The sequence below is a fragment of the Aeromonas sp. FDAARGOS 1416 genome (assembly GCF_019048085.1).
GTDB classification, from domain to species: Bacteria; Pseudomonadota; Gammaproteobacteria; order Enterobacterales; family Aeromonadaceae; genus Aeromonas; species Aeromonas veronii.
This window is the reverse complement of the sequence record NZ_CP077301.1, coordinates 1,586,402-1,612,142: the sequence shown is the minus strand read 5'-3', so window position 1 is coordinate 1,612,142 and position 25,741 is coordinate 1,586,402. Positions and strand designations below refer to the sequence as shown.

General features: G+C 57.6%; 24 protein-coding genes. 11 read left to right on the top strand and 13 right to left on the bottom strand.

The features are described from left to right. Positions 1-138: 138 nt before the first annotated feature. A complete protein-coding gene (locus I6L46_RS07120) occupies positions 139-1,353 on the bottom strand; it encodes a UPF0149 family protein (protein ID WP_216977747.1) in 1,215 nt (404 codons plus the stop codon). Between the two features lie 231 nt (positions 1,354-1,584). Between I6L46_RS07120 and I6L46_RS07115 the strand changes: the two genes are divergently transcribed. Continuing rightward, a complete protein-coding gene (locus I6L46_RS07115; protein ID WP_005336853.1) occupies positions 1,585-2,445 on the top strand; it encodes a S1 RNA-binding domain-containing protein in 861 nt (286 codons plus the stop codon). 1 nt (position 2,446) lies between these two features. Continuing rightward, positions 2,447-2,758 (top strand): DUF1289 domain-containing protein, encoded by a 312-nt coding sequence (locus I6L46_RS07110; protein WP_021229998.1) that lies wholly within the window; start codon positions 2,447-2,449, stop codon positions 2,756-2,758. A 54-nt stretch (positions 2,759-2,812) separates the two neighbouring features. On the opposite strand, the gene I6L46_RS07105 is transcribed toward I6L46_RS07110, so the two are convergent. Beyond that, complete coding sequence (locus I6L46_RS07105) at positions 2,813-3,136, bottom strand: HI1450 family dsDNA-mimic protein (RefSeq protein ID WP_005336851.1); 324 nt, start codon at positions 3,134-3,136, stop codon at positions 2,813-2,815. 147 nt (positions 3,137-3,283) lie between these two features. On the opposite strand from I6L46_RS07105, the gene I6L46_RS20770 reads away from it, so the two are divergent. Next, the gene (locus tag I6L46_RS20770; RefSeq protein ID WP_019445852.1) at positions 3,284-3,412 is read left to right on the top strand and encodes a hypothetical protein; all 129 of its coding nucleotides are present in this window, start codon (positions 3,284-3,286) and stop codon (positions 3,410-3,412) included. A 3-nt stretch (positions 3,413-3,415) separates the two neighbouring features. Here the strand turns inward: I6L46_RS20770 and mtgA are convergent, their stop codons facing one another. The 5 genes from mtgA to minC form a co-directional block, all read right to left on the bottom strand. After that, positions 3,416-4,129: a monofunctional biosynthetic peptidoglycan transglycosylase gene (mtgA, locus tag I6L46_RS07100; RefSeq protein WP_204385377.1), complete on the bottom strand. Its 714-nt coding sequence runs from the start codon at positions 4,127-4,129 to the stop codon at positions 3,416-3,418. 62 nt (positions 4,130-4,191) lie between these two features. Beyond that, the gene (locus tag I6L46_RS07095; protein ID WP_005352317.1) at positions 4,192-4,518 is read right to left on the bottom strand and encodes an HI1450 family dsDNA-mimic protein; all 327 of its coding nucleotides are present in this window, start codon (positions 4,516-4,518) and stop codon (positions 4,192-4,194) included. Between the two features lie 197 nt (positions 4,519-4,715). Beyond that, complete coding sequence (gene minE / locus I6L46_RS07090; RefSeq protein ID WP_005336848.1) at positions 4,716-4,982, bottom strand: cell division topological specificity factor MinE; 267 nt, start codon at positions 4,980-4,982, stop codon at positions 4,716-4,718. A 2-nt stretch (positions 4,983-4,984) separates the two neighbouring features. After that, positions 4,985-5,797: a septum site-determining protein MinD gene (gene minD / locus I6L46_RS07085; RefSeq protein WP_005336847.1), complete on the bottom strand. Its 813-nt coding sequence runs from the start codon at positions 5,795-5,797 to the stop codon at positions 4,985-4,987. Between the two features lie 18 nt (positions 5,798-5,815). Further along, on the bottom strand, positions 5,816-6,535 hold the full coding sequence (gene minC / locus I6L46_RS07080; RefSeq protein ID WP_042055924.1) for a septum site-determining protein MinC: 720 nt from the start codon (positions 6,533-6,535) through the stop codon (positions 5,816-5,818). A gap of 107 nt (positions 6,536-6,642) precedes the next feature. Between minC and I6L46_RS07075 the strand changes: the two genes are divergently transcribed. Further along, entirely contained in the window at positions 6,643-6,921 is a 279-nt protein-coding gene (locus tag I6L46_RS07075) for a YcgL domain-containing protein (RefSeq protein ID WP_042055926.1), read from the top strand. Positions 6,922-7,776: 855 nt separating this feature from the next. Here I6L46_RS07075 and I6L46_RS07070 read toward each other — a convergent pair. The 3 genes from I6L46_RS07070 to I6L46_RS07060 all read right to left on the bottom strand — a co-directional run bounded on the left by I6L46_RS07070 (position 7,777) and on the right by I6L46_RS07060 (position 11,246). After that, positions 7,777-9,147, bottom strand: a complete 1,371-nt coding sequence (locus I6L46_RS07070; protein WP_005336844.1) for an L-serine ammonia-lyase — start codon at positions 9,145-9,147, stop codon at positions 7,777-7,779. Positions 9,148-9,422: 275 nt separating this feature from the next. Further along, a complete protein-coding gene (locus I6L46_RS07065) occupies positions 9,423-10,808 on the bottom strand; it encodes an L-serine ammonia-lyase (protein WP_216977746.1) in 1,386 nt (461 codons plus the stop codon). A 153-nt stretch (positions 10,809-10,961) separates the two neighbouring features. Further along, positions 10,962-11,246, bottom strand: coding sequence for a pyrimidine/purine nucleoside phosphorylase (locus tag I6L46_RS07060; protein ID WP_216977745.1), 285 nt, complete (start codon positions 11,244-11,246; stop codon positions 10,962-10,964). A 270-nt stretch (positions 11,247-11,516) separates the two neighbouring features. Between I6L46_RS07060 and I6L46_RS07055 the strand changes: the two genes are divergently transcribed. Continuing rightward, positions 11,517-12,758 carry a dicarboxylate/amino acid:cation symporter gene (locus tag I6L46_RS07055; protein WP_005352303.1) on the top strand — a complete coding sequence of 414 codons (1,242 nt, stop codon included), beginning with the start codon at positions 11,517-11,519 and terminating at the stop codon, positions 12,756-12,758. A 1,633-nt stretch (positions 12,759-14,391) separates the two neighbouring features. Here I6L46_RS07055 and pfkA read toward each other — a convergent pair. The 3 genes from pfkA to elyC form a co-directional block, all read right to left on the bottom strand. Continuing rightward, positions 14,392-15,363 (bottom strand): 6-phosphofructokinase, encoded by a 972-nt coding sequence (pfkA, locus tag I6L46_RS07050; RefSeq protein ID WP_005336840.1) that lies wholly within the window; start codon positions 15,361-15,363, stop codon positions 14,392-14,394. Positions 15,364-15,512: 149 nt separating this feature from the next. After that, a complete protein-coding gene (tpiA, locus tag I6L46_RS07045; protein ID WP_047440675.1) occupies positions 15,513-16,268 on the bottom strand; it encodes a triose-phosphate isomerase in 756 nt (251 codons plus the stop codon). Positions 16,269-16,403: 135 nt separating this feature from the next. Beyond that, positions 16,404-17,174 (bottom strand): envelope biogenesis factor ElyC, encoded by a 771-nt coding sequence (gene elyC / locus I6L46_RS07040; protein ID WP_216977744.1) that lies wholly within the window; start codon positions 17,172-17,174, stop codon positions 16,404-16,406. Between the two features lie 101 nt (positions 17,175-17,275). Between elyC and cmoM the strand changes: the two genes are divergently transcribed. The 6 genes from cmoM (at position 17,276) to I6L46_RS07010 (ending at position 25,713) form a co-directional block, all read left to right on the top strand. Then, positions 17,276-18,052 (top strand): tRNA uridine 5-oxyacetic acid(34) methyltransferase CmoM, encoded by a 777-nt coding sequence (gene cmoM, locus I6L46_RS07035; RefSeq protein WP_033113262.1) that lies wholly within the window; start codon positions 17,276-17,278, stop codon positions 18,050-18,052. A 100-nt stretch (positions 18,053-18,152) separates the two neighbouring features. Next, positions 18,153-19,472, top strand: coding sequence for a chromosome partition protein MukF (gene mukF / locus I6L46_RS07030; RefSeq protein WP_216977743.1), 1,320 nt, complete (start codon positions 18,153-18,155; stop codon positions 19,470-19,472). Continuing rightward, the gene (gene mukE / locus I6L46_RS07025) at positions 19,453-20,172 is read left to right on the top strand and encodes a chromosome partition protein MukE (protein WP_005336835.1); all 720 of its coding nucleotides are present in this window, start codon (positions 19,453-19,455) and stop codon (positions 20,170-20,172) included. Before mukF ends, mukE begins: the two co-directional genes overlap by 20 nt. 3 nt (positions 20,173-20,175) lie before the next feature. Then, the gene (gene mukB, locus I6L46_RS07020; RefSeq protein WP_216977742.1) at positions 20,176-24,603 is read left to right on the top strand and encodes a chromosome partition protein MukB; all 4,428 of its coding nucleotides are present in this window, start codon (positions 20,176-20,178) and stop codon (positions 24,601-24,603) included. Positions 24,604-24,664: 61 nt separating this feature from the next. Next, positions 24,665-25,282, top strand: a complete 618-nt coding sequence (locus I6L46_RS07015) for a hypothetical protein (RefSeq protein ID WP_216977741.1) — start codon at positions 24,665-24,667, stop codon at positions 25,280-25,282. A 38-nt stretch (positions 25,283-25,320) separates the two neighbouring features. After that, positions 25,321-25,713 carry a septal ring lytic transglycosylase RlpA family protein gene (locus I6L46_RS07010; protein WP_216977740.1) on the top strand — a complete coding sequence of 131 codons (393 nt, stop codon included), beginning with the start codon at positions 25,321-25,323 and terminating at the stop codon, positions 25,711-25,713. Positions 25,714-25,741 lie beyond the last annotated feature (28 nt).

The window sequence follows — 25,741 nt, the reverse complement described above, 5'->3', positions numbered from 1 at the left end:
CAGTTTCTTTTGATACTTTGACATTGATGATACGAAACTCAAGCTGATTTGTCTGACCCGGTTGCGATGAAATGTGCGGTGGCGCACGCCCTCAAGGAAAAACCGGGTCTGACCGACGGGATTTTAAGCCAACGCTGTTCAGCCTTTACGCAACCAGATGAGGGCGTTCTGCTTGAGCCAGGCCTCGCGAGTGTGGATGGCGTAGAGTGCTGCCTCGTTGCGGCTGCCCGCTTGCCAGCTTTGTGGCTCCTGTTTGGGCAGCTTGCGCTGACCCAGCAGGCAGGCCGGAATGTGCGGGTTGGCCTCGATGGCGATCAGCAGATGGGGCTTGGCTGCCTCGGCACCCTCGGTAGCAAAGACCATCAGCGCCTTGTTGTAGAGCAACCAGCTGGAGGCTTCATCGAAGCGCACCAGCAGGGCGGCCAACGCCTGCCAATCCCCTTGCAGTGCATAGAGGGTGGAGAGGTTGTAGCGGCAACCCAGCTCATCGGCCATGCAGATTGTCAGCAGCGACAGATACTCCGCTTTGGCCTCGCCCAGCTTGCCAAGGCGCAGCAGGCAGTCGGCGCGCCCGGCTCTGGCGGCCAGCAGAGGACGCAGCTCGGGGGCACTCCAGCCGTGGCCGGCGATTTGCTGCCAGAAGGCTTCATCAAACAGCGGAGTGGCATCGGCGATGATCTTCTCGAACCAGCCGAGGCGGGCCTGATGATCGCGGCAGCTGTCGGCCAGCTCGAACCAGGTCTGCCACTGCTGGGCCTGCTCGCCATTGAGGGTGACATCAGCGCTGGGGGCGGCCTGATACTGGTCGAGGTTGAGCAGCTGGTTGAGGGCGGTTTTCATATTCTGGCGCTGGCGTTTGCAGAACTCGACAAAGGGGAGTTCACTGGCGGCGGCGCTATAGAGCATCTGGGCCATCTGCTTGTCGCGAAACAGGCTCAGCTCGGCGGCCAGACTGAAGCGGTACTGGGTGGTCGGGTCGTTCAAATCCTTCGGCTTGGGCCAGGTGGCAAAACCCATGCTGAAGCCATAACACCATTGACCGAGGGGATGGCTCTGCTCGAACACCTGCTCCGGGTTATCGCTGGGCAGGCGGCATTGGCTCGGCAGGGCTAGCTGGGCGTCGTCGGCCCGGGCTTCCAGCTCGGCGATCAGATGGTTGAGGGCTTCTGCGCTTTTTTCATCCAACTCGGCATCCTGTTCCAGCAATCCAGCCAGCGGGCGTTGCCAGTCAGGGGTCTCTGGCCCTACCAGACGGGCACAGAGAAAACCGTGCAGGGCTGGGTAGGTCATGTCCTGATTACTGTGGCTCTGGATCCATTGATTAAGATGGCGGGTACGAGTGGATGGGTTCATCGACAGTTCCTCTGGATTTGAACAGCCGCGAAGTCTACCTAAAAGTGGGGTTATTTACAGCAAATGGCCGCCTGTTTGGCGATTTAATCACCATTGGCGGATAAGATAAGGGCGAAAGGGCGGCCAGTGGTGGCTTGGGGACTAGGCCGGATCACCGCTCTTGAGGTAACATGCGCGCCCATAGGGGCCATGTTCAGTTGGCCCATCCGGGTAATGAAAAAAGAGAGCACCATGATACAGATTGGCAAGATGAACACCCTCACCGTTGTTGAACTCGAAGACCGTGGCGCCTGGCTTGCGGCCGATGAGTACGGTGAACTGCTGCTGCCCAAGCGTCAACTGCCGGAAGGGGTGAAAGAGGGGGATAGCGTGCAGGTCTTCCTCTATCTGGATGCCGATTGCGAGCCGGTGATCACCACCGACAAGCCATTTGCCATGGTGGACGAATTTGCCGGTCTGAAAGTGGTCAATGCCAACAAGATTGGTGCCTTCCTCGACTGGGGCATGAAAAAGGATCTGTTTGTGCCCAGCCGCGAGCAGAACAAGCCGATGCAGGTGGGCCACGTTTATCTGGTGCGTCTGCAACTGGATAACGAAGGGCGCATGGTCGGCACCAGCCGCATCGAGCGTTTCCTGACCCCGGCCGGCAGCAACTTCAAGGTTGGTGACGAAGTGACCGCGCTACCGGGGGAGCACTCGCCCCTTGGCATCAAGGTGATCGTCAACGGTCAGTATCCCGGCATGCTGTTCAAGAACGAAGTGTTTGGCCGGGTGATGACCGGTCGGCCGCAAACCGCCTGGGTCAAGCAGGTGCGCGAGGATGGCAAGCTCGATCTGACCCTGCAAAAGCCGGGTCTGGCGCGGGTTGATGACGCTGGTGAGCGCATTCTGAGCCGGATGAAAAAGCAGGGCGGCAGTCTGGCGGTGGGTGACAAGAGCGAACCCGAACTCATCTACAAGCTGTTCAGCATGAGCAAGGGCACCTTCAAGAAGGCGATCGGCGGCCTCTACAAGCAGGGCAAGATTGTCATCGAAGATAACGCCATCACTCTGGTGGCCACAGAGACCGACTCGGCCGTGGATAGCGAATAAGATGCCGAGTCCCTGTGTTGGCCTCTGCAAGGCGAAAGACGGGCTTTGCCTTGGTTGTGGCCGCACCCTGAGCGAGATCGGCCACTGGTCGGCGATGGATAGCAAGGCCCAGCTGGCGGTGATGGCCGAGCTGAATGGCTCGAAAAGCACCCACCGCTGCCCGGGTTGTGGCGAACCGGCCTATTGCGCCGTCTCTGCCGGTCAGACCATTGCGCAGTGCTGGTGCAGCCAGTTGCCGGTACTGCCGATGCAGGAGGCCAGCGCTTGCTGGTGCCGCCGCTGTCTGGCCAAGGCCATCGCGGCGCAGGATTAGCAGAGAACAGAAATAAAAAGCATAGAAACAAGAAAGGCGCCGATGGCGCCTTTTTTATGCCTGCTGCTGGCGATGCCAGCGCACATGCACTTGATCTTCGGTCAGCAGACGGGGCAGCAGAAAGGTGGCGAAGATCACCTCAAACTCATCCTGATGATCCAGCAAACCGACCCACACTTCGACCCAGCGCTCCATATCGACCGGCTCACCCAGCTCGGTCGACCAGTCGGCATTGGGCAGGGTTGCTTCCACGGCGCCACGCTGCTCAAACTCCAGGGTGATGTCGACTATTTGTTCGGGGGCCAGCATATCGGCGGCCTGCTCAAGAAACTGATCATAGGCCCATTCGACCAGCTGATCCGGGGTACGCTGTTCCATGAAATCACTCCAGATACATCGAGGTTCGCTACTGTAACAATTATTGGCTGTGGCGGCCAGACCAGTGCGCCGGGCGGGGCTGGCCTGTCCAAGTTGCCGTTGGGGGAGTATGGTTAAGGCGCGGATCATCTGGCAGGGAGTAAGGGGATGAAGCAGCGGGGACGGCGGCAACAGATCAAGCGACGGCGCGAGGCCTGGTGGTGGCACTATCTGCCGCTTCACCGCGAGACGGTGGGCGGCCATCTGGGCCCACCGGAGAAACCCGATGAGCCCTGAGGATCAGTCGGCCTGATGCACCCGATTGAGGGTGATCTGACCCAGTTGCCCCATCTGGCGGCGGATCCAGACCGAGCGTTTCTGCACATAGGGTGAAGGGGGCTTGATCCGATAACGCCACGGATTGGGCAGGGCGGCGGCCAGCAGGGATGACTCGTAGCGGGTCAAGCGGCTGGCCGGTTTGCCAAAGTAGGTGCGGGCGGCGGCTTCGGCGCCATAGATGCCGGGGCCGAACTCCACGATATTGAGATAGACCTCGAGAATGCGGGCCTTGTCCCAACCCAGCTCCATCAGCAGGGTAAACCAGGCCTCCAGCCCCTTGCGCAGGAAGCTGCGATCACTCCACATAAAGAGGTTCTTGGCGGTCTGCTGGCTGAGGGTGCTGGCACCGCGCACCCGTTCGCTGTGCTGGTTGTGCTTGAGCGCGGCGTTGATGGCATCCATGTCAAAGCCGTTGTGATCGGCAAAGCGCTGATCCTCGGCGGCAATCACCGCCAGTTGCAGCTCCTTGGAGATGGACTCCAGATCTACCCATTGATGGCGCACCTGGGTGATCTTGGCGGGCGGAAAGAGGGCCCGCTCGATACGCCAGCTCCACATCGGCGGATCGATAAAACGCAGCAAGGCGACCGAGCCGACCGAGCAGAGCAGCCCGGCCAGCGCGATCTTGCCTGCCCACCTCAACACCCGGCGCCCAAACGATGCAGATGGGCGCACGGGGGCCACGGCGTCAGGGCCAGACTCCCACTGATAGTGGCTGGGATCATCGGGATCCGGAATTATTGGGGCAGCCATTCGATGTGGCAGAACTTCTCGTCAACACGGCGGGAGAGCAGCATGCGGGCAAACAGGTGCTCATACTCTTGTTCTTCATTGCCAAGGCCTACCCAGATCTCGGCATAGTCGGTATCGCTCACCGCAAAACCCACGTCCGCTTCCCAGTCATCGGCCGGGTCGGTTTCGGCCAGCAGGCCGCGGTCGTTGAACTCCTGATTGAAGCGGGCGATCTCCTGCTCCGGCAGGTTGTCAGAGGCCAGCTCCATAAAGAGTTCGAGGGCGGTATCGAGCAGTTCCTCGACGCTGTGCATTTCGTCATTCATAGACATAAGCGGTCTGTTCCAGAAAAGAGAAAAAGGTGCCAGCGCAGATCACTGCCTGCGGGGCGGCGCTATTCTAGCGGTCGGCAGACCCCTTGGCGAGATGAGGCGAGCCGCTGTGACCTGTTTTTGTGCCAATAAAAAACCGGATCCAGTGACAGGATCCGGTCTTCATTGGGGGAAGGGGTCACGCATAGGGCGTCAGCTCATCCCTTCTTGTCATCGGCGAAGGTGATGTTGAGCTCCAGTACCGACAGCTCATCACTCTTCTGATCCAGTTGGACGGTTATCTTCTCCGGATCAATGTTGACGTATTTGCGGATCACATCGAGGATGTCCTGCTTGAGCTGGGGCAGGTAATCCGGCCCCCCTCTGGATGAACGCTCGTGAGCAACAATGATCTGCAACCGCTCTTTGGCCAGTTGTGCGGTGTTCTGTTTCTTGTTGGAACGAAAATAATCCAATAATGACATGTTTAACTCCCGAACAGTCGGCTAAAGAAGCCCTTCTTCTCTTCTTCCAGAAAACGAAATTCCTTGGCATCGCCCAGCAGGCGGGACACCGCATCTTCGTAGGCCTGACCGGCATCGGACTCCTTGTCCAGAATAACCGGTTCGCCGGAGTTGGAGGCGCGCAGCACCGCCTGGGACTCCGGGATCACCCCGAGCAGCGGGATGGCCAGGATCTCCTGTACATCCTGCACGCTCAGCATGTCGCCGCGGTTGACGCGGGTCGGGCAGTAGCGGGTCAGCAGCAGGTGCTCCTTGATGGGGTCTTCGCCACGCTCGGCGCGACGGGACTTGGAGGCCAGGATGCCAAGGATGCGGTCGGAGTCACGCACGGAAGAGACTTCCGGGTTGGTGGTAACGATCGCCTCGTCGGCAAAATAGAGCGCCATCAGCGCGCCCGCCTCGATCCCTGCCGGGGAGTCGCAGACGATGTAATCGAACTTCATCTCCGCCAGTTGATCCAGGATCTTCTCGACCCCCTCACGGGTGAGGGCATCTTTGTCCCGGGTCTGGGAGGCGGGCAGGATAAACAGATTTTCCGAGCGTTTGTCCTTGATCAGCGCCTGATTGAGGTTTGCTTCCCCATTGATGACGTTGACGAAGTCATACACCACGCGCCGCTCGCAGCCCATGATGAGATCCAGGTTTCTCAGACCGATGTCAAAGTCAATGACCACTGTCTTGTGACCACGCTGGGCTAAGCCGGTGCTCAGGGCCGCACTGGTTGTGGTCTTGCCAACGCCACCTTTACCCGATGTAACGACTATGATTCGCGCCATTCTCGCTTCCTTGTAACTCTATTTGATACGGTCTATTCGGAGTTGTTCATTGTCCAGCCGGATATGGACCGGTTGCTGGATCAGGCCTGCCGGCAATGCATCGCTTAGCTGGAATGTGCCCGCGATGGAGAGCAGCTCGGCCTGTAATTGCTGGCAATAGATCCGGGCCTGGGTGTTGCCCCGGGCACCGGCAATGGCTCTGCCACGCAGGGTGCCATAAATATGAATGCTGTCATCGGCGAGCACTTCGGCTCCCGGACTGACGGACCCCAGCACCACCAGCGAGGTGCCGGCGGCGTAAATCTGCTGGCCGGAACGAACCGGTCCCACATGTACCTTGCTCGGGATCAAGGGGGCGGGTTCGGGCTCGGGAACCACCTCAGGGGCGGCTGGCGCGGGGGCAGGCTCGGGTTCCGGTTCGCTCTTGCGACTCTTGCCCGAGGCCATCACGGCCAGTCCCACCGCCTTGGCGGCTGTCTTCATCTCTTCACTGCGCGCCCCCGTGATGCCGACCAGCACAAATTCTTCGGACTCCACCAGCTCCTTGAGCTGTTCGAAATCGGGAATATGTTCCAGTCGGGAAACATTGATCACCAGCGGCGCACAATTAAAAAAGTAGGGTGCCTGGGCCACTTTTTCGGCCAACAACTGACGTATCCGCTCAGGCTCGCCATCGCTGATATGCAACACAGAAATAGTGAAGGTGGTCCCTTTCAATTCGTTATCGCGCTCAACCATGAATCTTCCCCGAGGCAGAGATGCTAATCCGTTATTGTTATTCAATTCCTGATGTTATAGTTTGCCCCCATCAGAGGCAATAAACTCGTCGGATTATATCAATTTCCATGTTGTGTGCAGTCTATAAAAGTCGCAAAAAAGCCGAGACCTACCTTTTTGTTGAAAAAAGAGAGGATTTCTCCCGCGTTCCCGAGCCATTGCTGAGCGCATTCGGGCGTCCCGAGCTGGTGCTGATGACCAAGCTGGATCCGGCCAAGCCCTTGGGGTTGGCTGATGTCGGCAAGGTGATGGCCGCGCTGACCAACCAGGGGTTTTACCTGCAGGTGCCGCCGCCCCCTGAGAATTTGCTGGAGCAGCACAAGGCCAACCTGAAAAAACCATCCTGAATATCCAGCCCCGTTGTGTGTTCTGCCCAGCGGGGCTAATTCTTTGTGACTCTGCATGACGCATTCCGGCCCCGGAGAGGTGGCCTGCGATAATCCCGTGACAGGATCTGGCCAAATTAAACCCTCCCTTTGGTGATATTCACTTTTCGCTGTTTAAATAGAAAGTCAATCTGCTCCCAACACCATATCCTCAACCTTTGCTGGCGCTCACAAAAATAGCGAGTGGCGCGTACTCATATCCTCCATTTCAACGGCTATTGGCTCATTCATCGATTATTTTCAGCCTCTTCCTTGGGCGCTTTTTTGGCCTCCACTGCGTGATGAGTTGTCCATCAAAGGGCGCGTAAAGAGGGCGGTGATAACAGTGCTAAAACCAGTTTGCGCGATGTGCTGTGGCCAAAATGATGAGCTAACCCCCTGTTTGTGTACTTGATTGTTTGCCCTGATCACGAAAGTGCCACATAGGAGGCAATCAATGTGGCGGCGTGATAATCCGCAGGGGGAGTGGTAACCGCGTCTTGCCAAACAAGGGTATGACCAAAGGGGGATATTGAGATGAGGGGCCATCTCGATATCGATTAGTTGTGAAATTGTGGCTGGGGCAAGATAGCGGGTAAAAGGTTTCATGTAGGGGCGTAATGTCCCTCTCAATGCATTGAGAAGAGTTAATCAAGGTATGTAATTAGAGAGGTATGCAGACAAGGCAATCCGCATTGCGGTGGCGTAGCAGGGACATATCCGCGACGCCCTACAGTGAAATGGTCGGTATGCCGGTATAAGTGCCCGGCATCCCATTCGGGCAATAAAAAAGGCGGGATATCCCGCCTTTGTTCAGATGAGGGTCGTAACCCTTATTTATTCGCAGGCAACCTGCATCACCTTGATGGCCAGACCGCCACGGGAGGTTTCACGGTACTTGGAGTCCATGTCCTTGCCGGTGATGTACATGGTCTCGATCACCTTGTCCAGGGAGACGCGTGGCTTGGAGGTACGACGCAGGGCCATACGGGAGGCGTTGACTGCCTTCATGGCGGCGATGGCGTTACGCTCGATGCAAGGCACCTGTACCTGACCGGCAACCGGATCACAGGTCAGACCCAGGTTGTGCTCCATACCGATTTCAGCGGCTTCGCAAACGTGCTCCGGGCTACCGCCCATCAGCTCGGTCAGACCGGCAGCGGCCATAGAGCAGGAGACACCCACTTCACCCTGGCAGCCCACTTCGGCGCCGGAGATGGAGGCGTTCATCTTGTAGAGGATGCCGACGGCACCGGCAGCCAGGTAGAAACGGGTGTACTCGTCGCGGCCAACCGGCTGGATGAACTTGTCGTAGTAAGCCAGTACGGCCGGGATGATACCGGCAGCGCCGTTGGTCGGGGCGGTGACCACGCGGCCACCGGCAGCATTTTCTTCACTCACGGCCAGAGCGAACATGTTGACCCAGTCAACGATGTTCATCGGGTCGCTCGAGAGGTTCTCGTTGGTGTTGAGCTGACGGTAGAGCGGTGCGGCACGACGGGGTACGCGCAGCGGGCCGGAGAGAACGCCTTCGGTACGGCAGCCGCGCTCGATACCTTCGCGCATGGTGTTCCAGATCTTGCCGAACTTCTTGTAGATCTCTTCTGGAGTGTTGAAGCACTTCTCGTTTTCCATCATTAGGGCAGAGATGGAGAGACCGGTCTGGCTGCAATGGGCAACCAGCTCAGCGGCGCTCTTGAACGGATAGCGTACGGACATGTCGCCGCTGTCAGCCTTGCCGAAGTTCTCTTCGTCAACGATGAAACCGCCACCGATGGAGTAGTAGGTCTTGCTGTAGACCACTTCATCTTCGATCAGGGCAGTCAGCTTCATGCCGTTTTCGTGCAGCGGCAGGGCTTCGTCGTGGAATACCATGGCGTCACGCGGGAAGCTGACGGTGTGGCAGTGCAGGCCGATCGGCAGGCGCTCGGTCTGCTCAACACGGGAGATAAACTCGGGGATGGCATCGATATCGACATTTTCCGGCAGGTTGCCAGCCAGGCCCATGATGATGGCAGTGTCGGTATGGTGGCCTTTGCCGGTCCAGGAGAGGGAGCCGTAAACATCGACATTGATCCGGGTTACATCGCGGATCTTGCCGCCCGCGCGCAGCTCGTCAACAAACTGTTTGGCCGCTTTCATCGGGCCAACAGTGTGGGAAGAAGAGGGGCCTACACCGATTTTGAAGATATCAAAAACGCTGATCATGTCACTATTACCTCAGGGTAGAAGGGGGCGGCATGCCCACTCACAGAAATTTGGGAGATCCATGGAACGCGCTTGTCAGCGCAGGTCACAGAACCAGATAACCGTAGTGTAACGGCTCCAGACCTAAAAAAAGTTGAAATAGATCTATTTTTGTTGAATTTGAGGCGCAAGTATAAAATTTATTTTTGTGCTTATCCATTTTGTTAAGCGTTTGCCCATAAAAATACCCGGCGATGCCGGGCATTTCGGAACCAAATGGAGTCATTTGCTGTTTTTTAACATTCGGTAATGTTAACGGCGAGGCCGCCACGGGCCGTCTCCTTGTATTTGGTCTTCATGTCGTTGCCGGTCTCCCACATGGTCTTGATCACCTTGTCGAGCGACACCTTGTGCTCACCGGTGCCGCGCAGGGCGAGGCGGGCGGCATTGATCGCCTTGACCGCCCCCATGGCGTTGCGCTCGATGCAGGGCACCTGCACCAGTCCGCCGATGGGATCACAGGTGAGGCCGAGATTGTGCTCCATGCCTATTTCGGCGGCGTTCTCCACCATGGCCGGACTGCCCCCCAACAGTTCGGTCAGCGCGCCAGCCGCCATGGAGCAGGCAACCCCAACTTCACCCTGACAGCCCACTTCGGCCCCGGAGAGGGAGGCGTTCTTCTTATATAAGATGCCGATGGCAGCCGCGGTGAGGAAGTAGCGGATCAGCATCTCGTCATCCACCTTGTGCACGAAGCGATCGTAGTAGTGCAGCACGGCGGGGATGATGCCCGCAGCGCCATTGGTGGGGGCGGTCACCACCCGGCCACCGGCGGCGTTCTCTTCATTGACGGCCAGCGCAAAGAGATCGACCCACTCCATCACCATCAGCGGATCCTTGTTGAAGTTGGTCTCGCAACTGAGCTGGCGGAACAGCCCCGGGGCGCGGCGCCGAACCTTGAGGCCGCCCGGCAGCACCCCTTCGCTTTTGCAGCCTCGCTCGACGCAGCCCTGCATCGCCTGCCAGATCTTGCGCAGCCCCGCTTTTATCTGCTCATCGCTGCGAAATACCCGCTCGTTGGCCAGGATCAGCCCAGAGATGGAGAGGCCGCTCTCCTGACAATGGGCAAGCAGTTGGGCGCCGCTGTCGAACGGGTAGGGGACAGGATGTTCGGCATCGGACTTGGCGGCCTCTTCTTTGGCGGTGGCAAAGTGGCTCTCTTCAATGATGAAGCCGCCCCCGATGGAGTAGTAGGTCTGGCTGAAGCGCAGGTTTTCCTCTTTATCAAAGGCCCGCAGAGTCATGCCATTGGTGTGGGCCGGCAGGGTCTTGCGGCGGTTGAAGATGATGGCACCGGTGCGGGGAAAATGGCTTGGTTGCTCGCCTGCCAGCGGCAGGTTCTGCTCCTTTTCCACTCGAGCCAGAATGGCGGGAATCGCATCGATATCGACCGATTCCGGTTCAAAGCCCGACAACCCTAGAATGATCGCCTTGCCGGTGCCGTGCCCTTTGCCGGTCTGGCCCAGCGAGCCGTAACACTCCACTTCGACCCGCGTGACCTGTGGCAGATGCCCTTGCAGCTTGAGCTGCTGGACGAAGGCATAAGAGGCACGCATGGGGCCGACGGTATGGGAAGAGGAGGGGCCAATTCCGATGGAAAACAGGTCAAACACGCTGATCATGACATCAATCCGGTGATGGTTTATGTCTGTTTATTCTAGGATTTTTGCCGTGGATGGAAAGCGGGGATGTGCGGTGCTGTGACATGGATACAGATAATGGGCTGGGGATTGCCCAAGAAGGTTGAAGGGGTTGATCCCCTTCAACCGGCCTGATCAGTCGAGAAATTCGCACAGATAAGCTGTGGGGGTTTTCACTTCCAGTTTGAAGGAGGAGTGACCGGCCACCAGGAAGGATTCACCCTGGCTGTAGGTGTGCCACTCATCTTCATCAGCCAGCTGGATGGTGAGAGCGCCCTTGATCACTGTCATCCGTTCGGGGGCGGCGGTGTTGAACAGGTAGTCACCGGCGTTCATCACCCCGACGGTTGATTTCTCGCCTTTTTGTTCGAAAACGATGGATTTTACATTTCCGTCGAAATACTCGTTAACTTTCAGCATGTTTACATCCCTGTGTGTACGTTTGTGCAGCCAAACTAGCACAATCTTTTGCCAGTTGTCATGGGGGATGAGGTAAAAATCGCCGAGACCGCTTTGAATCTTCACTTTTTCGCAAACTTATTAATAGCCAAGGTTAATGATTTGCTGATTTAAAACAGTAATTAAATGTGAGATAACACGCGCAAACAGGGGAATGGGCAGCCGCTCATTCCCCTGTTTGGTTAATTGCACTGGGAAAAGTGTGAATTTTGCTACATAAAGGAACATATTGTGTTAACTAAAGGACTCATTAAAAACATCGGCTTCCAGGTTGTGGTCGCCATGGTACTGGGCGCAGTGGTCGGCGCGTTCATGGGTGAACAAGCCACCGTGTTTGCACCGCTCGGTACCCTGTTTATCCAGCTGATCAAGATGCTGGTGATCCCGCTGGTGGCGGTTGCCATCCTCTCCGGCGCCGCCAATCTGGGCGCCAGCCCGGCGGCGGGCAAGATCGGTGCAGCGACGCTGGCCTTCTTCCTCGTGACCTCAGCGTTGGCCGTGTTGCTGGCGCTGGTGATGGGGCAGATCTTCAAACCGGGTGTCGGGGTCGATTTCGCTTCCGTTGCCTCCATGTTTGGCGGTGACTATGCCGATAAAGGGGCGTTGCCGGATGCAGTTGCCACCTTGCTTGGCATGATCCCCACCAACGTCTTCAACTCCCTCAACGAGGCTAACATCCTGCAGATCCTGGTGTTCTGCATGTTCCTCGGCATTGCGCTGGCCAAACAGCCGCGCGAGCGGGCCAAGCCACTGGTCGATGGGCTCAATACCCTGGTGGATGCCTTCGTCTGGATGATCAACAAGGTGATGATCATCGCGCCGCTCGGGGTGTTCGGTCTGATGGCTGAGGCCATCGGTACCTATGGCTTCGATGTGCTGACCCTGGTACTCAAGCTGTTCGTGGTCTATGTGGCTGCCATCCTCATCTTCGGCTTTGTGGTCTATCCGCTGCTGGTGATGATGTTCTCCAACACGCCGGTAATGAAGTACCTCTCTGCCATGAAGAAGCCGCAGATCGTGGCCTTTTCCACCGCCTCTTCCATGGCGACCCTGCCGGTCAATATGGAGACCTGCGAGCATGATCTGAAAGTGACCAACGCGACAGCCTCCTTCGTGTTGCCGCTGGGTGCCACCATCAACATGAGCGGCAACGCCATCTATTACGGTCTGGTCGCCATCTTCTTCGCGCAGGTTTACAACATCGATCTGAGCGTCGGTGCCTGGGCGGCCATCATTGTGACCTCCACTCTGGGGGCGATCGGTCAGGCCGGTGTGCCGGGCCCAAGCTTCCTGGTGGTTGCCGTGCTGCTGGCGGCAGGGATCCCCATCGAAGGGCTGCCGCTGCTGTTCGCGCTGGATCGTCTGTTCGACATGATCCGCACCTCCCTCAATATCACCGGCGATGCGGCCTGTGCTGTCATTGTTGACCGCTTCAGCCCGGAATATGACCCGCAGCGCTGGAACAAGGCATAACTGCTTTGAGCTGGACTGAGATATAACAGCCCTAAGCTGACACTGCGTAACGCGAGCCCCTGCCATGATGGCGGGGGCTTTTTTATATCTGCCGGACAAGTATCAGAGCAAAGGTGTGCACAAGAGATTGCTGACGGATTTAGCTGTGTTGAATGGAGAGTACAGGAGGGGAAAACATCAGTTGTGGGCATGGGCCGTGTGGCGTCAACCGGACTGTTGTAGATGCCGGGGTAGGGGATTGTCAAACTGCGGGTAACAAAAAGGGGAGCCTTGCTCCCCTCGGATATGATCTGCTGCTGGTTCTACTCCATCAGCCCATATGGTTAAACCATCCTGGTTACACCCTTGTGGCGAAAGAAACAGCGTCAACGTGATGAAATCATATCTATGTTGACCATCTCGGCATTGTCACTGAAAAGCGCCAGTTGGTGGCGATTAAACAGACATGACAAAGAGGTCGGTCCGGATTGATGCCTCTCTATCCGGCTCAGAACTGTGACAGTGAGGGCAGAGAGACAGCAACCAGGGTGAAAAACACCGTGAAAACGGCAGTGACGACAAACTCTTTCATTTTTCTCTCCCTAAGTTGTTGGTTGATGTAGTCAAGATACCATAACAAGGGGGTAAAACAAGATTTAAATTGATAAAATGGCCGCTTTATGTTTTTGGTTGGTTGAGATGGCTGTTTTTGTCATATTGAGCTGATTTTATCACCTCATCTGGCGGGGTTAGCATTCAATATTCTGTTTTTATGATTATTTCATTTAAATTCAATTGGTTGGTGAGCTGCTGGTTGGCTTGGTGGTGGGTTTTTTATGGGGGCTCAAATGGAGTTCTATAAGTTTTCACCCTCGTAATAGTGTCATTGAGGTCATAAAAAGTGTGCAAGGCAGTGGTTTGACGATTCCTGACGTAGATAGCCCATCCAAAAGAAGTCTATGGAGAGAGTCTGGTTGCCAACCCTTGTCGCACCATCACTTTATCAGTCCAGAGTCTCCGCATTTTTACAGCAAAACACTGGGGGCATAGGGAGAAGAGCCGTGCATCGGGGGGATACAGAGTGGCAGCTGGCTGTTTTATCACCGCCAATTTCCCCGTCGGCCTCGGAGTTGACATGGCCGCAGCAAGAGTGAGGTGAGCAATAGGCCAGAGGCGTATTCTCTGGCTGGGCTGGGCTGGGCTGGGCTGGGCTGGGCTGGGCTGGGCTGGGCGCGAGTAGCGATTTGCGTAGCCGGTGCATCTGCGTGAATCATGTGAGTGCAATACGAGAACTGCGCCGGAGCATGGTTGGATAAGATATCTGAATCCCTTCTGCAAGATTGAGATATAAAAAGCGGCGTATGACGAGGAGGCTGAACAAGCTCGTTTCAGGGTCGACAGAGCACAGGTCAACGCAATCCGGTTCGCAGTGATAAAACATCCACGACAATACCGGAACTCTGTTCGTAGGCTGAAGCAGGTTGCTGTGAGGAGAGGAAGGCTGGTGATCAGTAAGATGGCGCAAGGGTTGGTAATCAGGCAAACCGTATGGTGAGGGCCACACAGCGTGCCGATGCCCCCGTTTTTGCAAGATATAAAAAAACCCTCCGATGGAGGGTTTTTGTCATCAACAGCCGGTAAAAAGCCGCTTGGCTTAGAATAGGGTGGTGGAGAGGTTGTACAGCTCCTGATCGAACGGACGCTTCATGTTCTCGATGCAGTCGATGATGTCGTGGTGTACCAGCTCGTTGCGCTGGATACCGACGCAGCGACCACCGTGACCAGCCAGCAGTTGCTCAACGGCGTAAGCACCCATACGGCTGGACATGATGCGGTCACGGGCAGTCGGGGCACCGCCACGCTGGATATGGCCCAGGATAGTGGCGCGGGTTTCACGACCGGTCAGGGCTTCGATGTCCTTGGCCAGTGCGTTCACGTCGGTAACGTGCTCGCAGATGGTGATGATGGCGTGCTTCTTGCCCTTGGCTTCGCCTTCCTTGATCTGCTTGAGCAGCTTCTCTTTGTCGAAAGCCACTTCCGGCACGATCACATACTCGGCACCACCGGCAACGGCAGCAGACATGGCCAGATCGCCACAGTGGCGGCCCATGATCTCGACCACGGAGATACGGTGGTGGGAGCTGCAGGTGTCGCGCAGACGGTCGATGGCGTCAACCACCACGTTCAGGGCAGTATCAAAGCCGATGGTGAAGTCGGTACCGGCGATGTCGTTGTCGATGGTGCCTGGCAGGCCGATGCAGGGGAAACCCTCTTCGGTCAGCTTCTTGGCACCCATGTAGGAGCCGTCACCACCGATGACGACCAGCGCATCGATACCGTGCTTTTTCAGGTTTTCGATCGCTTCGGCGCGCACTGCGGGGTCTTTGAAGGCAGGGAAACGGGCGGAGCCGAGGAAAGTACCACCACGGTTCACCACGTCGGAGACGCTGTGACGCTCCAGCTTGACGATGCGATCCTGGTGCAGGCCGAGGTAGCCATCATAAATACCGTAAACTTCCAGGCCATGATGCAAACCGGCGCGAACCACGGCGCGAATGGCTGCGTTCATACCCGGTGCGTCGCCACCACTGGTCAAAACACCAATACGTTTGATTTGTTTGGTCATGAGTGCCTCTGGATCTGAGTTGTCAAATACGAATGTTTAAATAGACAAGCCACTTTTACTATATCGGCTTTCATATGGGATGCGGGGGCCACCATAGGAAAAGCGATACAAGAGAGGGGACAAGCCCCTCTCTTTGCCGTAATCAGCGATTACTTGGCAGCGCCAGCGATGATCTGGGAGAAGTCGTCCACTTTCAGGGACGCACCACCGACCAGGCCACCGTCGATGTCCGGCTGACCGAACAGGTCGGCTGCAGTGGCGCCAGTAACGGAACCGCCGTACAGGATCTGTACTTTGGCAGCAACGGCGGCATCAAAACCGGCCAGGTACTGACGGATGTGAGCGTGAACGGACTGAGCGATCTCCGGAGTGGCAGTCTTACCAGTACCGATGGCCCATACCGGCTCGTAAGCGATAACGGCGTTGTTGAAGGAGGCGATGCCGCAACGGTCGATAACGGCTTTCAGCTGGGTCTCAACCACGTTCTTGGTCACGCCGGCTTCGAACTGCTCCAGAGTTTCACCGATGCACAGAACCGGGATCAGGCCGCCTTTCTGGATCGCTTCGTACTTGGCAGCAACCACGTCGTCAGTCTCTGCGTGCAGGGTACGACGCTCGCTGTGGCCGACCAGAGAGTAGGTGCAACCAAAGGCTTTCAGCATGGAGGGGGCGTTTTCGCCGGTGAAGGCACCAGACTCGTGAACGTCAGCGTTCTGGGCACCGTAGGCAATCTTGCTGCCAGCGGTCAGTTGCTCAACCAGACCCAAAAAGATAACCGGCGGGCAGACGGCGACTTGCACAGAAGGATGAGCGGCAGCAGCCGGGGTCAGTCCTTTGATCAGAGCTTCTACAGAAGCTTTGGTGCCGTTCAGTTTCCAGTTACCCATTACCAGGTGCTGTCTCATCTTGTATATCTCCTAGGCATTTGATTGCGCGACATTATATGAATTGAACCGAGCCCAAGATAGCTGACCCGGCGGCAAATGACGTAATTTTTTTTCGCTTTCCTGATCCAAATCAGGAATGAAACGCTTGATCGCTCATTCGTTAACCTGCCCCCGCAAGCGAGCCCACCATACCCCAATCCATTCGTGGATGGCAGCTTCGGAATACATCAGATAACGTCCTTTGGGTAAATAACTGTAGAGCGGCTGGGGTACCTGGCTCTGCTTGGCGGTGTAATCGGTGGGGGCCGGCACGGCCTTGAGTCCCTGACCCTGATAGAGGGCCATGGCACGTGGCAAATGAGTGGCCGAAGTGACCAGCGCCACCTCTTTTCCTTTCAGATGGCGGCTGATACTGACCGCTTCATCATGAGTGTCTTTGTTGTTTTCAAACAACGTCATTCGCGAACGGGGAATACCAAGGCTCTCGGCCATCCGGGCATTGACCTCGGCATTGGAGAGGGGATCTCCCGACACATAGCCGGAGAATACCAGCTCGGCTTCAGGATAGGCCTGGGCGAGGCGAACCCCTTCGAGAGTGCGGGCCAGGGCAATATTGTTTTGCCAGGAGCGCTCGGGCACCGCCGGGTCGCTGACATGACCATTGCCGAGCACCACGATGGCCTTGATGTTGGGATGCTGGCTCACCTCGAATGGCGGGAAGGTTTGTTCCAGCCCGCGGGCCAGTTCATAGCTCATCGGCCGCATCCCCATCAGCGCCACAATGAGCAGAGAGAGAGTGGCCAGCAGCTTGCCGGTTTTCTGAAAACGGGTGAACCAGAGCAGCAGCAGGGCGATCAGCAGCAGGGAGAGGGAGAAGGGGAGCGGCATCAACAGCTGACCCAGCCACTTTTTGAGCACAAACACGGCAGACACTTCCTTGAGTTTTCAGCAAATTCGGGATGTGACAGAATACCTCTCTTTTTTGGGATGGCCACAACCCCGTGGCGCTAATGTTGAGTTTCTCCTTGAAGCACGATCAGAGTTTTGACGGGCGCGCCGACAAGTTCGCCCGCAACATTTACGACTCCACCAAGGGGCGCATCCGCACCACCATTGTCTGGAGCGACATCGAAGCCTGCCTGGCCCGCCTTGGCAACCGTCCGCTACGCATCCTCGATGCGGGGGGCGGTTTTGGCTATTTCGCCCAGAAGCTGGCGGCCATGGGCCATCAGGTGGAGCTGTGCGATCTGTCAGCAGAAATGCTGGAACTGGCCCGCAGCCAGATCGCCGAGAAGGGGCTGGAAGACAAAATCCGTCTCATCCATTGCCCCATTCAGGATCTGAAGCAACACGTGACCGGGACCTTTGATCTGGTGCTCTGCCATGCGGTGCTGGAGTGGCTCGCCGAGCCGCGCCAGACCTTGCTGGGTCTGTTCCCTTTCGTCAATGCCGGGGGCATACTGTCGCTGCTTTTCTACAACCGTCATGGTTTGCTGTTCCAGAGCTTGGTGGTGGGCAATTTTGACTATGTGCGCCTTGGCCTTCGCAAGAAGCGCCAGACAGCGCTTACGCCCACCAATCCCCAGCTGCCGGAGCAGGTCTATGACTGGATTGGTCGCGGGGGGCTGCGCATCATCGGCAAGACCGGGGTGCGGGTGATCCACGACTATATGCGTCACAAGCAGGATCAGGTGGAGAAGTTCGACGATCTGCTGGCCATGGAGCAGCAATATTGCCGTCAGGAGCCTTTTGTCTCCCTCGGTCGCTATATCCATGTGATGGCCCAGAAGCCGGCCAGCTGATTGCTCGCGGTTCACTTCGATGTGAACCCTGTTTTCGATGCTACCGGATGTAGCCGCGCGCACGATTTTGCGCCCAATACAACAACGAGATGACAACATCATGATGAGTACATCCCGTACCCTGCCCGAAATGGTGGGATGGGTCAGGCAGGAGGGGTTGGCGTTGAGCCTGCCAACCGACCGGCTGGCCTTTTTGATTGCAATCAAGACCCTGTCCGAAGATGAGTCGGACCTGTCGGAAGCGGCGCTGCACGATGCCTTCGGCTATGTCAGCAGCGCCTTCGGCCAGATGGACGAGACCCTCACCGGTCGCGCCAACAACGCCATCAACGATCTCATTCGTCAGCAGCTGCTGTCGCGTTTCAACACCGACATGGTGGCGGGGGAGAGCCTCTACCGCCTGTCACGCCTGGGTGTGAGCATCGTCGACTTCTTTATGGATCAGCGTCAGGTTGATTCCATCAAGCTCTCCATTCTGCTCGAACACCTGGCTGCCGAGCTCGACACAGCCCGCAAGGCTGCGCTCGAGACCAACACTCGCGAGCAGTGGGATGCCGAGGTGCTGCCGCGCCTCACCTTCTCGCTGGAAGAGACGCTGGGGCGGATCGATCTCACCCAGCGCGCCATGGATGAGCAGCAGAATCAGGTCAAGAGCGAGATTGCGGCCCTGCTGACCCAGAACTGGGTCGATGCCATTCACAGCTGCGAAAAGCTGCTGCACGAGACCGGCCAGACCCTGCGCGAGCTGCAAGATACTTTGGACGCTGCCGGCCACCGCCTGCAGGCGGGGCTGCTCAATATTCAGGAAGCGGCACAGGGGCGCGACGATCTGTTCCACGTCGAGGAGCTGACTCACGCCTTGCAGGGGCGCCTTGACGTCATCACCAGCTGGGGTCAGCAGTGCATCGAGCTCTGGTCCCGCTACGACAGGCACGTCCACAAATTTATCCGCAACGCCATCGACATGGACAAGAACCGCGCCTTCAGCCAGCGGCTGCGCGAGTCCATTCGCAACTTCGAGCAGCACAACTGGCAACTGCGGGTGGCCGAAGAGCCCCGTCTGCTGGAGCTGCGCGACGAAACCATCGCCATCCACGACGAGGAGGTGACCGGCGAGGTGCCCCTCGAGATGGAGTACGTCGAGATGGTGGACATCAACCAGGAGCTGGCCGAGCGCATCGAGCGTTATCTGGCCCGCTACCCCGAGCAGGGGCTGCAGCTGGACTTGGCCGATGTGCTGCGGGAATACCTGCTGGACTACCCGGCTCATGCCCACTTCGATGTGGCGCGTCTTCTGATCGACCAGGCCGTGCGCCTGGGCCATGCCAGCGGCGAGCGCGAACTGCATCGCCAACCCGCATGGAAACCCATTAACCAAGCTGGATCCAAGGTTCAGGCCTATGTCATTGATCAATTCTGAGTTTCCCTTGCCGCTGCGCCTTGCAGAGGCGATTGCCAACCCCTTGTTTCCGCGCATCGATACCGCCTTGCGCTCCGGCCGCCACATCAGTGCCGACGAGTTCGAGCAGCATTCGGCGCTGGTCGAATATCACAGCGAGCTGGAGATCTTCTACGGCCGCTATCAGGTGGAGCTGATCAAGGCGCCGGAAGGCTTCTTTTACCTGCGCCCGCGCCCGAGCTCCGATATCGGCACCACTGTGCTCTCCGAGCTCGATATGCTGGTGGGCAAGGTGCTCTGCTACCTCTACCTGAGTCCGGATCGTCTCGCCTCGGAAGGGGTATTCGCCATGGCTGAGCTGCAGGAAGAGGTGCTGAGCCTCGCCGACGAGAAGCAGCTGCTGCGGATGGTCAACAGCCGCTCCGGCGGTACCGATCTCGACAAGAAAAAGTTGCTCGAAAAGATCCGTACCTCCATGCGCCGTCTGCGCCGCCTTGGCATGATCACCGCTCTTGGCAATGGCGATAAATTTCGGGTCAACGAATCGGTGTTCCGTTTCGCCGCCGACGTGCGCTCCGATGAAGATCCGCGTGCCGTCCAGCTGCGGATGATCCAGGAGGGTGAAGCCATCTTCCACGACGACGAAATGCCGAGCAGCGACTCGCTCTTTGATGACATCGAGGCGGATCTCGATGAAGAACAACTGGATCTGGAGGTATAACCGGTGCGAGGCAAGTTCAAATCCCTGACCATGGTCAACTGGAACGGCTTCTTTGCCCGGACCTTCGATCTCGACCAACTGGTCACCACTCTTTCCGGCGGCAACGGCGCGGGCAAGTCCACCACCATGGCGGCCTTTATCGCAGCGCTCATCCCTGACCAGTCACTGCTCCATTTCCGCAATACCACGGAAGCGGGATCGAGCAGCGCCTCCCGTGACAAGGGGCTCTACGGCAAGCTGCAGCGCGGGCACTGCTATTCCCTGCTGGAAGTGATGAACAGCCGCGAACAGCGGATCTGGGTCGGCGTTCACCTCGAGCAGGTGGCCAACCGCGACAACAAGGTCAACATCACCCCGTTTGCGCTGGTGGATGTGCCGGAGAATCTGGCGCCGACCGATCTGCTGCTGGAGAAGCTCGATGGCGGCAAGGGGCGGGTACGCGCCTTTACCGACCTGAAAGGGGCGGCCGCCGAGCTGGGGGCGTTGAAAGTCGCCAAATTCAATACGGTGACCGACTATCACAACTTTATGTTCGAGTTCGGCATCACCCCGAAGAAGCTGCGTGATCAAAAAGATCGCGGCAAGTTCTATCGCCTGATCGAAGCCTCCCTCTACGGCGGCATCTCCTCGTCCATCAGCCGTTCCCTGCGCGAATACCTGCTGCCGGAGAACTCCGGGGTGCGCAAGGCGTTTGCAGACATGGAGGCGGCCATCTATGAAAACCGCCGCACGCTGGAGGCCATCAAGGAGACCCAGGGTCAGCGGGATCTGTTCAAGAACCTGATCACCGAGACCACCCACTATGTGGCCGCCGACTATGTGCGCAATGCCGCCGAGAAGAGCCGCCTCTCCGAGCTGGCCCTCAAGGCGCGCCAGGAGCTGGCCGACAAGCGCCGTATTCTGGCCGAAGAGAAGCAGCGCGCCATCTATCTGGCCGACGAGGTGGAGCAGCTCACCAACCGCGAAAAATTGCTGACCGACGAGCTGGAGTCTGCCTCCGAGCATCTGGCCAAGGTGATGGCGGCTGTCAGCTTGCAGAAGAAGATCGAAATGTATCGCGCCGATCTGGCGGATCTCTCTGACAAACTCGAACAGCAGCAGGCGGTAGTGGAAGAGATCCACAGCCAGCTGCTGGAAGTGGAAGAGCGCAAGGAGCTGGCGCAGGCAGAAGTCGACAGCCTCAAGACCCAGCTGGCCGACTACCAGCAGGCGCTCGATATCCAGCAGACCCGCGCCATCCAGTACCGTCAGGCGGTGCAGGCCCTCGATGCTGCCCGCGAGCAGTGCGAGTTGCCGGGGCTGACCGCCGAACAGGCGAGCGACACCCTGCATCAGTTCCGCGCAGCCGAGCAGAGCCTCACCAGCCGGGTGCTGGGGGCCGAGCAACAGCTGGCACTGGCCAAGGCGGCGGTGGCCGAGCACGAAGCGGCGTTGGCGCTGCTGCTCAGCATCGCCCCGGAGACAGTGCGCGAGGCCGCCTGGCCCACCGCGCAGGCGCTGCTCAAGCGTCATATCGAAGACAAGGCTCGCATTGCCCAGGGGCAGGGGCTGCGCGCCGCGCTGGCTCGCCTCGAGAAAGAGAGCGAAAGCCAGAAGAGTCTCTTCAAGCTGCGTGACGAGCTGCAGCAGGCCTCTGGCCAGCTGATTGCCAACAGCGATGAGCTGGAGATCTTCCTCGAAGCCCAGCGCACCCGTCAGGAGGAGCTCTCCGAGCAGCAGGCGGAGGTGAACCAACGCCGCGCCAGCCTCGAGCATCAGGGCACCCAGCTGGGTCGTGATATTGCGGAGCTGACCAAGCTGGCGCCGCGCTGGCTCAAATCCTTTGAAAAACTCGAGCAGCTGCGCGAGCAGAGCGGTCTGCCGCTCTCCACCGCTGAAGAGCTTTCGGCCGGTATGCAGACAGTGCTCGACAAGGAGCGCGAGTTCGAACAGGAGAGCAACCGCATCGCGGCGCAGAAACAGGCGCTGGAGCTGCAAATTCGCAACCTGCAGCTGGGGGCTGGTGAGGCAGATCCGCGGCTGGCTCGCATCGCCGAGCAGGTGGGGGGCGTGCTGCTCTCCGATGTCTATGACGATATCTCCATCGACGATGCCCCTTACTACTCCGCGCTCTACGGCCCGGCTCGCAGCGCCCTGGTGGTGCTCGACCTCGAAGGTGCCATCGAGCGGCTGAAAAAGCTGGAAGATTGCCCGGAAGATATTTACCTGATTCAGGGCAACCCCGACTCCTTTGACGAGGATCTGGTGGAAGCGGATGAGCTGGGGGACGCCGTGCTGGTGCGCACCAGCAAGCGTCAGGTGCGCTTCTCCCGCTACCCCGAGCTGCCGCTGTTTGGCCGTGCAGCCCGGGAAAAACGGATCGAGCAGCTCGACCTTGAGCGTGAAGGGCTGATCGAGGGTTACGCCAAGGCCGCCTTCGAGCAGCAGAAGTACCACCGTCTCTACGGTCACTTCCGCGACTTTATCGGCCAGCATCTGGATATCGCCTTCCGCCCCGACCCCGAAGCCGAAGTGCAGGCCAAACAGGCCGAGCTGCGCGCGCTGCAAGGTGCCATCGGTGAGTGCGACAAGCAGCTGAGTGATGCCAAAGCGGCCGCCGCCCAGCTGACCCGCCATATCCAGCTGGTGCAGGGGATGCTGCCCTTTGCCCACCTGTTTGCCGAGACTGATCTGGCGGCCCGCCTCGAGGCGGCTCACGCCGATGTGGAAGCCCTGAAACAGGCCGAAGCCTTTATCGCCAAACACGGCAAGTCGCTGGAGAAGCTGGAAACCATGGTGCAGGTACTGCGTCAGGATCCGCAGGATCTGGCCGCGCTGCAGGCTGCCTACGATGAGGTGAGCGACCTGCTGGCCGAGCAGAAGCGCCGTTGCTACGCCCTCGATCAGCTGGTGGCCCGTCTGCCGCACTTTGCCTATCAGGATGCGCAAGACCTGCTGGGCAAGGCCTCTGAAATGAGCGAGCGACTCAAAGAGAAGCTCAAGGCGGCCGAGCTTGCCGCCCGCACCGCCGGCGAGCAGCACAAGCAGATTGCCCAGCGTCACACCGAGGCGCTACAACTGCGCACGGCGCTTAACTCCAGCGTCGAGGCCAAGCGCCAGACCCTGACCGAGTTCGAGCAGGAGCTGGCGGCCATGGGGCTGACCCTCTCTGACGATATGGAAGAGAAGGCGCGTGCCCACAAGAAAGAGATTGAAGAGCTGCTGATCCGCACCCGTTCCCGTCGCACCAGCGCCGAGGCCCAGTTGCAGGTCACCAAGCGCGAGATCGAATCCCTTGGCGGTCGTCTCAAGCTGGAAGGCAAGGATTACTACAGCGCCCGTAAATCTCTGGTGGGGCACAAGGCGAGCTGGTCGCGGGTAGTGCGGCTGGCGCGGGAGACCGACGTCGAGAAGCGCCTCAACAAGCGTGAACTGGCTTATCTTGACAGCGACGAGCTGCGCTCCATGTCGGACAAGGCCCTCGGCGCCCTGCGGGTGGCTGTGGCCCACGACGAGGCCCTGCGCGATGCGCTGCGTCTCTCTGAGGGCAACCGTAGCACCGAACAGAAGGTCGCCTTCTACGTGCAGGTCTACCGCTACCTCAAAGATCGTATTCGCAACGACATCATCCGCTCCGATGATCCGGTGGAAGCGATCGAGGAGATGGAGATCGAGCTGGCCCGTCTGGCCGATGAGCTCAAGCAGCGGGAAACCCATCTGTCGCTCTCCTCCCACGAGGTGGCGGCCAAGATCACCAACATCATCCGCCGCGAGCAGAACCGCATCCGGGTGCTCAACCAGGGCTTGCAGAACATCGCCTTCGGTCTGGTGCGCGGGGTGCGTCTCAACGTCAATATCCGCGAGGCCCATACCCGTCTGCTGACGGCGCTGGCCGATCAAACCGCCATGCACAACGATCTGTTCGCCGACAAGGAGCTCAGCTTCTCCGAGGCGATGGCCAAGCTGTTCCAGCGTCTCAATCCGCAGATCGAGCAGGGGGATCGCAGCTATCAGGTGATGGGCGATGTGCTGCTCGACTATCGCAACTATCTGGAGCTGGAGATCGAGGTGCAGCGCGGCGCCGATGGCTGGCTGCGGGCCGAGAGCGGCGCGCTCTCCACCGGCGAGGCGATCGGTACCGGCCAGGCCATCCTCTTGATGGTACTGATCAGCTGGGAGGAGGAGTCCCGCCGTCTGCGCGGCAAGGATATCGCCCCCTGCCGTCTGCTGTTCCTCGACGAAGCGGCCCGTCTGGATGGCAAATCCATCGCCACCCTGTTCGAGCTGTGCGAGCGGCAGGATATGCAGCTGCTTATCGCGGCGCCGGAGAACATCAGCCCCGAGAAGGGCACCACCTACAAGCTCATCCGCAAGGTGCAAGGCAAGCACGAGCATGTGCATGTGGTGGGCCTGCGTGGCTTCGGCTTTAGCGATGATAAGCTGATTGCCTGATAGGTAACGTATGAAAACGGGAGGCAGGCCTCCCGTTTTCAAAAGATTGAAGAGGGCTATTATGGTGATAGACAAAGATGTTGTTCTGCCAATTGTCACAGCCCTAGTCGGATTTCTGTCCGCTCAGTTCTATGCATTTATACAGGCTCGCATCAATAGAAATAGAATTAAAAATAATATGTTTCTTGAGCTTTCCGATATTGATGCTCAGTTAGAAAATGCACAATTAACTCTAGAGGGAAATATAAAGCATATCTGTAATAAAGAGTTTAGTGGTGCATTTCCAAGCAAGATAAGAGCTTGTGTTTTTAATGGTTTTTTTGTTGATGTCGCCATCCATCTTAATCGCTCCCAACGAGTATCATATCAAATCATTCATGGGTATTTGGATGATATTAATAATGAGTTGTCATATTTGGTTGGTGAAACTAGAGTTTTTAGAGATGAGGTTTTTAGTAACGGGGGAATAGAGCGAAGCAAGCTTAATATCTGGATGGATAGATATAGAACGATTTATACGAACATTTGCATGGCTCGTTGGCATATCAGACATCACATAGATAATAAAATAAATCCAGAGCTTCCTCTATCTGGTTGTGTTTATGATGAGTATCAGGTTTTTTGTAGGAATATTGATAAAACATTGAATGATTTCATACATGAAAGTATAGATAAATAATTTTCATGTTAGATGCTTTATTTAACAAGGATAATGTTATGCATAATAGAGTGGGCGAAATTCTAGTAATATCACTCTGTTTGCTACTTGTAGCCTGTAGCAGCCGTTATGACGAGCGTCACGGCGGTAGCTGGCGCGGCTATAGCGAGACCGGTTACGCCAGCTATTATGCCGACCGCTATCACGGTAAAAAGACCGCCAGCGGCGAGATCTATCGCAACAACCTCAATAGCGCCGCCCATATGGAATTGCCCTTTGGCTCCATGGTGCGGGTTACCAACCTCGCCAACGGCAAGAGTGTAGTGGTCAAGGTCAATGACCGCGGCGCCTTTAAAAGGGGGCGTATTATCGATCTCTCCAAATCAGCCTTTAGCGCCATCGGCAATATTCGTGACGGGATTATCAAAGTAAAGGTTGAAGTCCTTAGATAATTTTATTAGAAGGACATTGTTGTAAACG

Coding starts and splice junctions, on each gene's coding strand:
- I6L46_RS07095 (WP_005352317.1), bottom strand. CDS start 4,518: ATGTCTATGAATGACGAAATGCACAGCGTCGAGGAACTGCTCGATACC.
- I6L46_RS20770 (WP_019445852.1), top strand. CDS start 3,284: ATGAAGCAGCGGGGACGGCGGCAACAGATCAAGCGACGGCGCGAGGCC.
- I6L46_RS07010 (WP_216977740.1), top strand. CDS start 25,321: ATGCATAATAGAGTGGGCGAAATTCTAGTAATATCACTCTGTTTGCTA.
- I6L46_RS07115 (WP_005336853.1), top strand. CDS start 1,585: ATGATACAGATTGGCAAGATGAACACCCTCACCGTTGTTGAACTCGAA.
- minD (WP_005336847.1), bottom strand. CDS start 5,797: ATGGCGCGAATCATAGTCGTTACATCGGGTAAAGGTGGCGTTGGCAAG.
- I6L46_RS07075 (WP_042055926.1), top strand. CDS start 6,643: ATGTTGTGTGCAGTCTATAAAAGTCGCAAAAAAGCCGAGACCTACCTT.
- minC (WP_042055924.1), bottom strand. CDS start 6,535: ATGGTTGAGCGCGATAACGAATTGAAAGGGACCACCTTCACTATTTCT.
- I6L46_RS07070 (WP_005336844.1), bottom strand. CDS start 9,147: ATGATCAGCGTTTTTGATATCTTCAAAATCGGTGTAGGCCCCTCTTCT.
- I6L46_RS07065 (WP_216977746.1), bottom strand. CDS start 10,808: ATGATCAGCGTGTTTGACCTGTTTTCCATCGGAATTGGCCCCTCCTCT.
- I6L46_RS07110 (WP_021229998.1), top strand. CDS start 2,447: ATGCCGAGTCCCTGTGTTGGCCTCTGCAAGGCGAAAGACGGGCTTTGC.
- mukF (WP_216977743.1), top strand. CDS start 18,153: ATGATGAGTACATCCCGTACCCTGCCCGAAATGGTGGGATGGGTCAGG.
- mukE (WP_005336835.1), top strand. CDS start 19,453: ATGTCATTGATCAATTCTGAGTTTCCCTTGCCGCTGCGCCTTGCAGAG.
- I6L46_RS07105 (WP_005336851.1), bottom strand. CDS start 3,136: ATGGAACAGCGTACCCCGGATCAGCTGGTCGAATGGGCCTATGATCAG.
- I6L46_RS07015 (WP_216977741.1), top strand. CDS start 24,665: ATGGTGATAGACAAAGATGTTGTTCTGCCAATTGTCACAGCCCTAGTC.
- I6L46_RS07120 (WP_216977747.1), bottom strand. CDS start 1,353: ATGAACCCATCCACTCGTACCCGCCATCTTAATCAATGGATCCAGAGC.
- pfkA (WP_005336840.1), bottom strand. CDS start 15,363: ATGACCAAACAAATCAAACGTATTGGTGTTTTGACCAGTGGTGGCGAC.
- I6L46_RS07060 (WP_216977745.1), bottom strand. CDS start 11,246: ATGCTGAAAGTTAACGAGTATTTCGACGGAAATGTAAAATCCATCGTT.
- tpiA (WP_047440675.1), bottom strand. CDS start 16,268: ATGAGACAGCACCTGGTAATGGGTAACTGGAAACTGAACGGCACCAAA.
- minE (WP_005336848.1), bottom strand. CDS start 4,982: ATGTCATTATTGGATTATTTTCGTTCCAACAAGAAACAGAACACCGCA.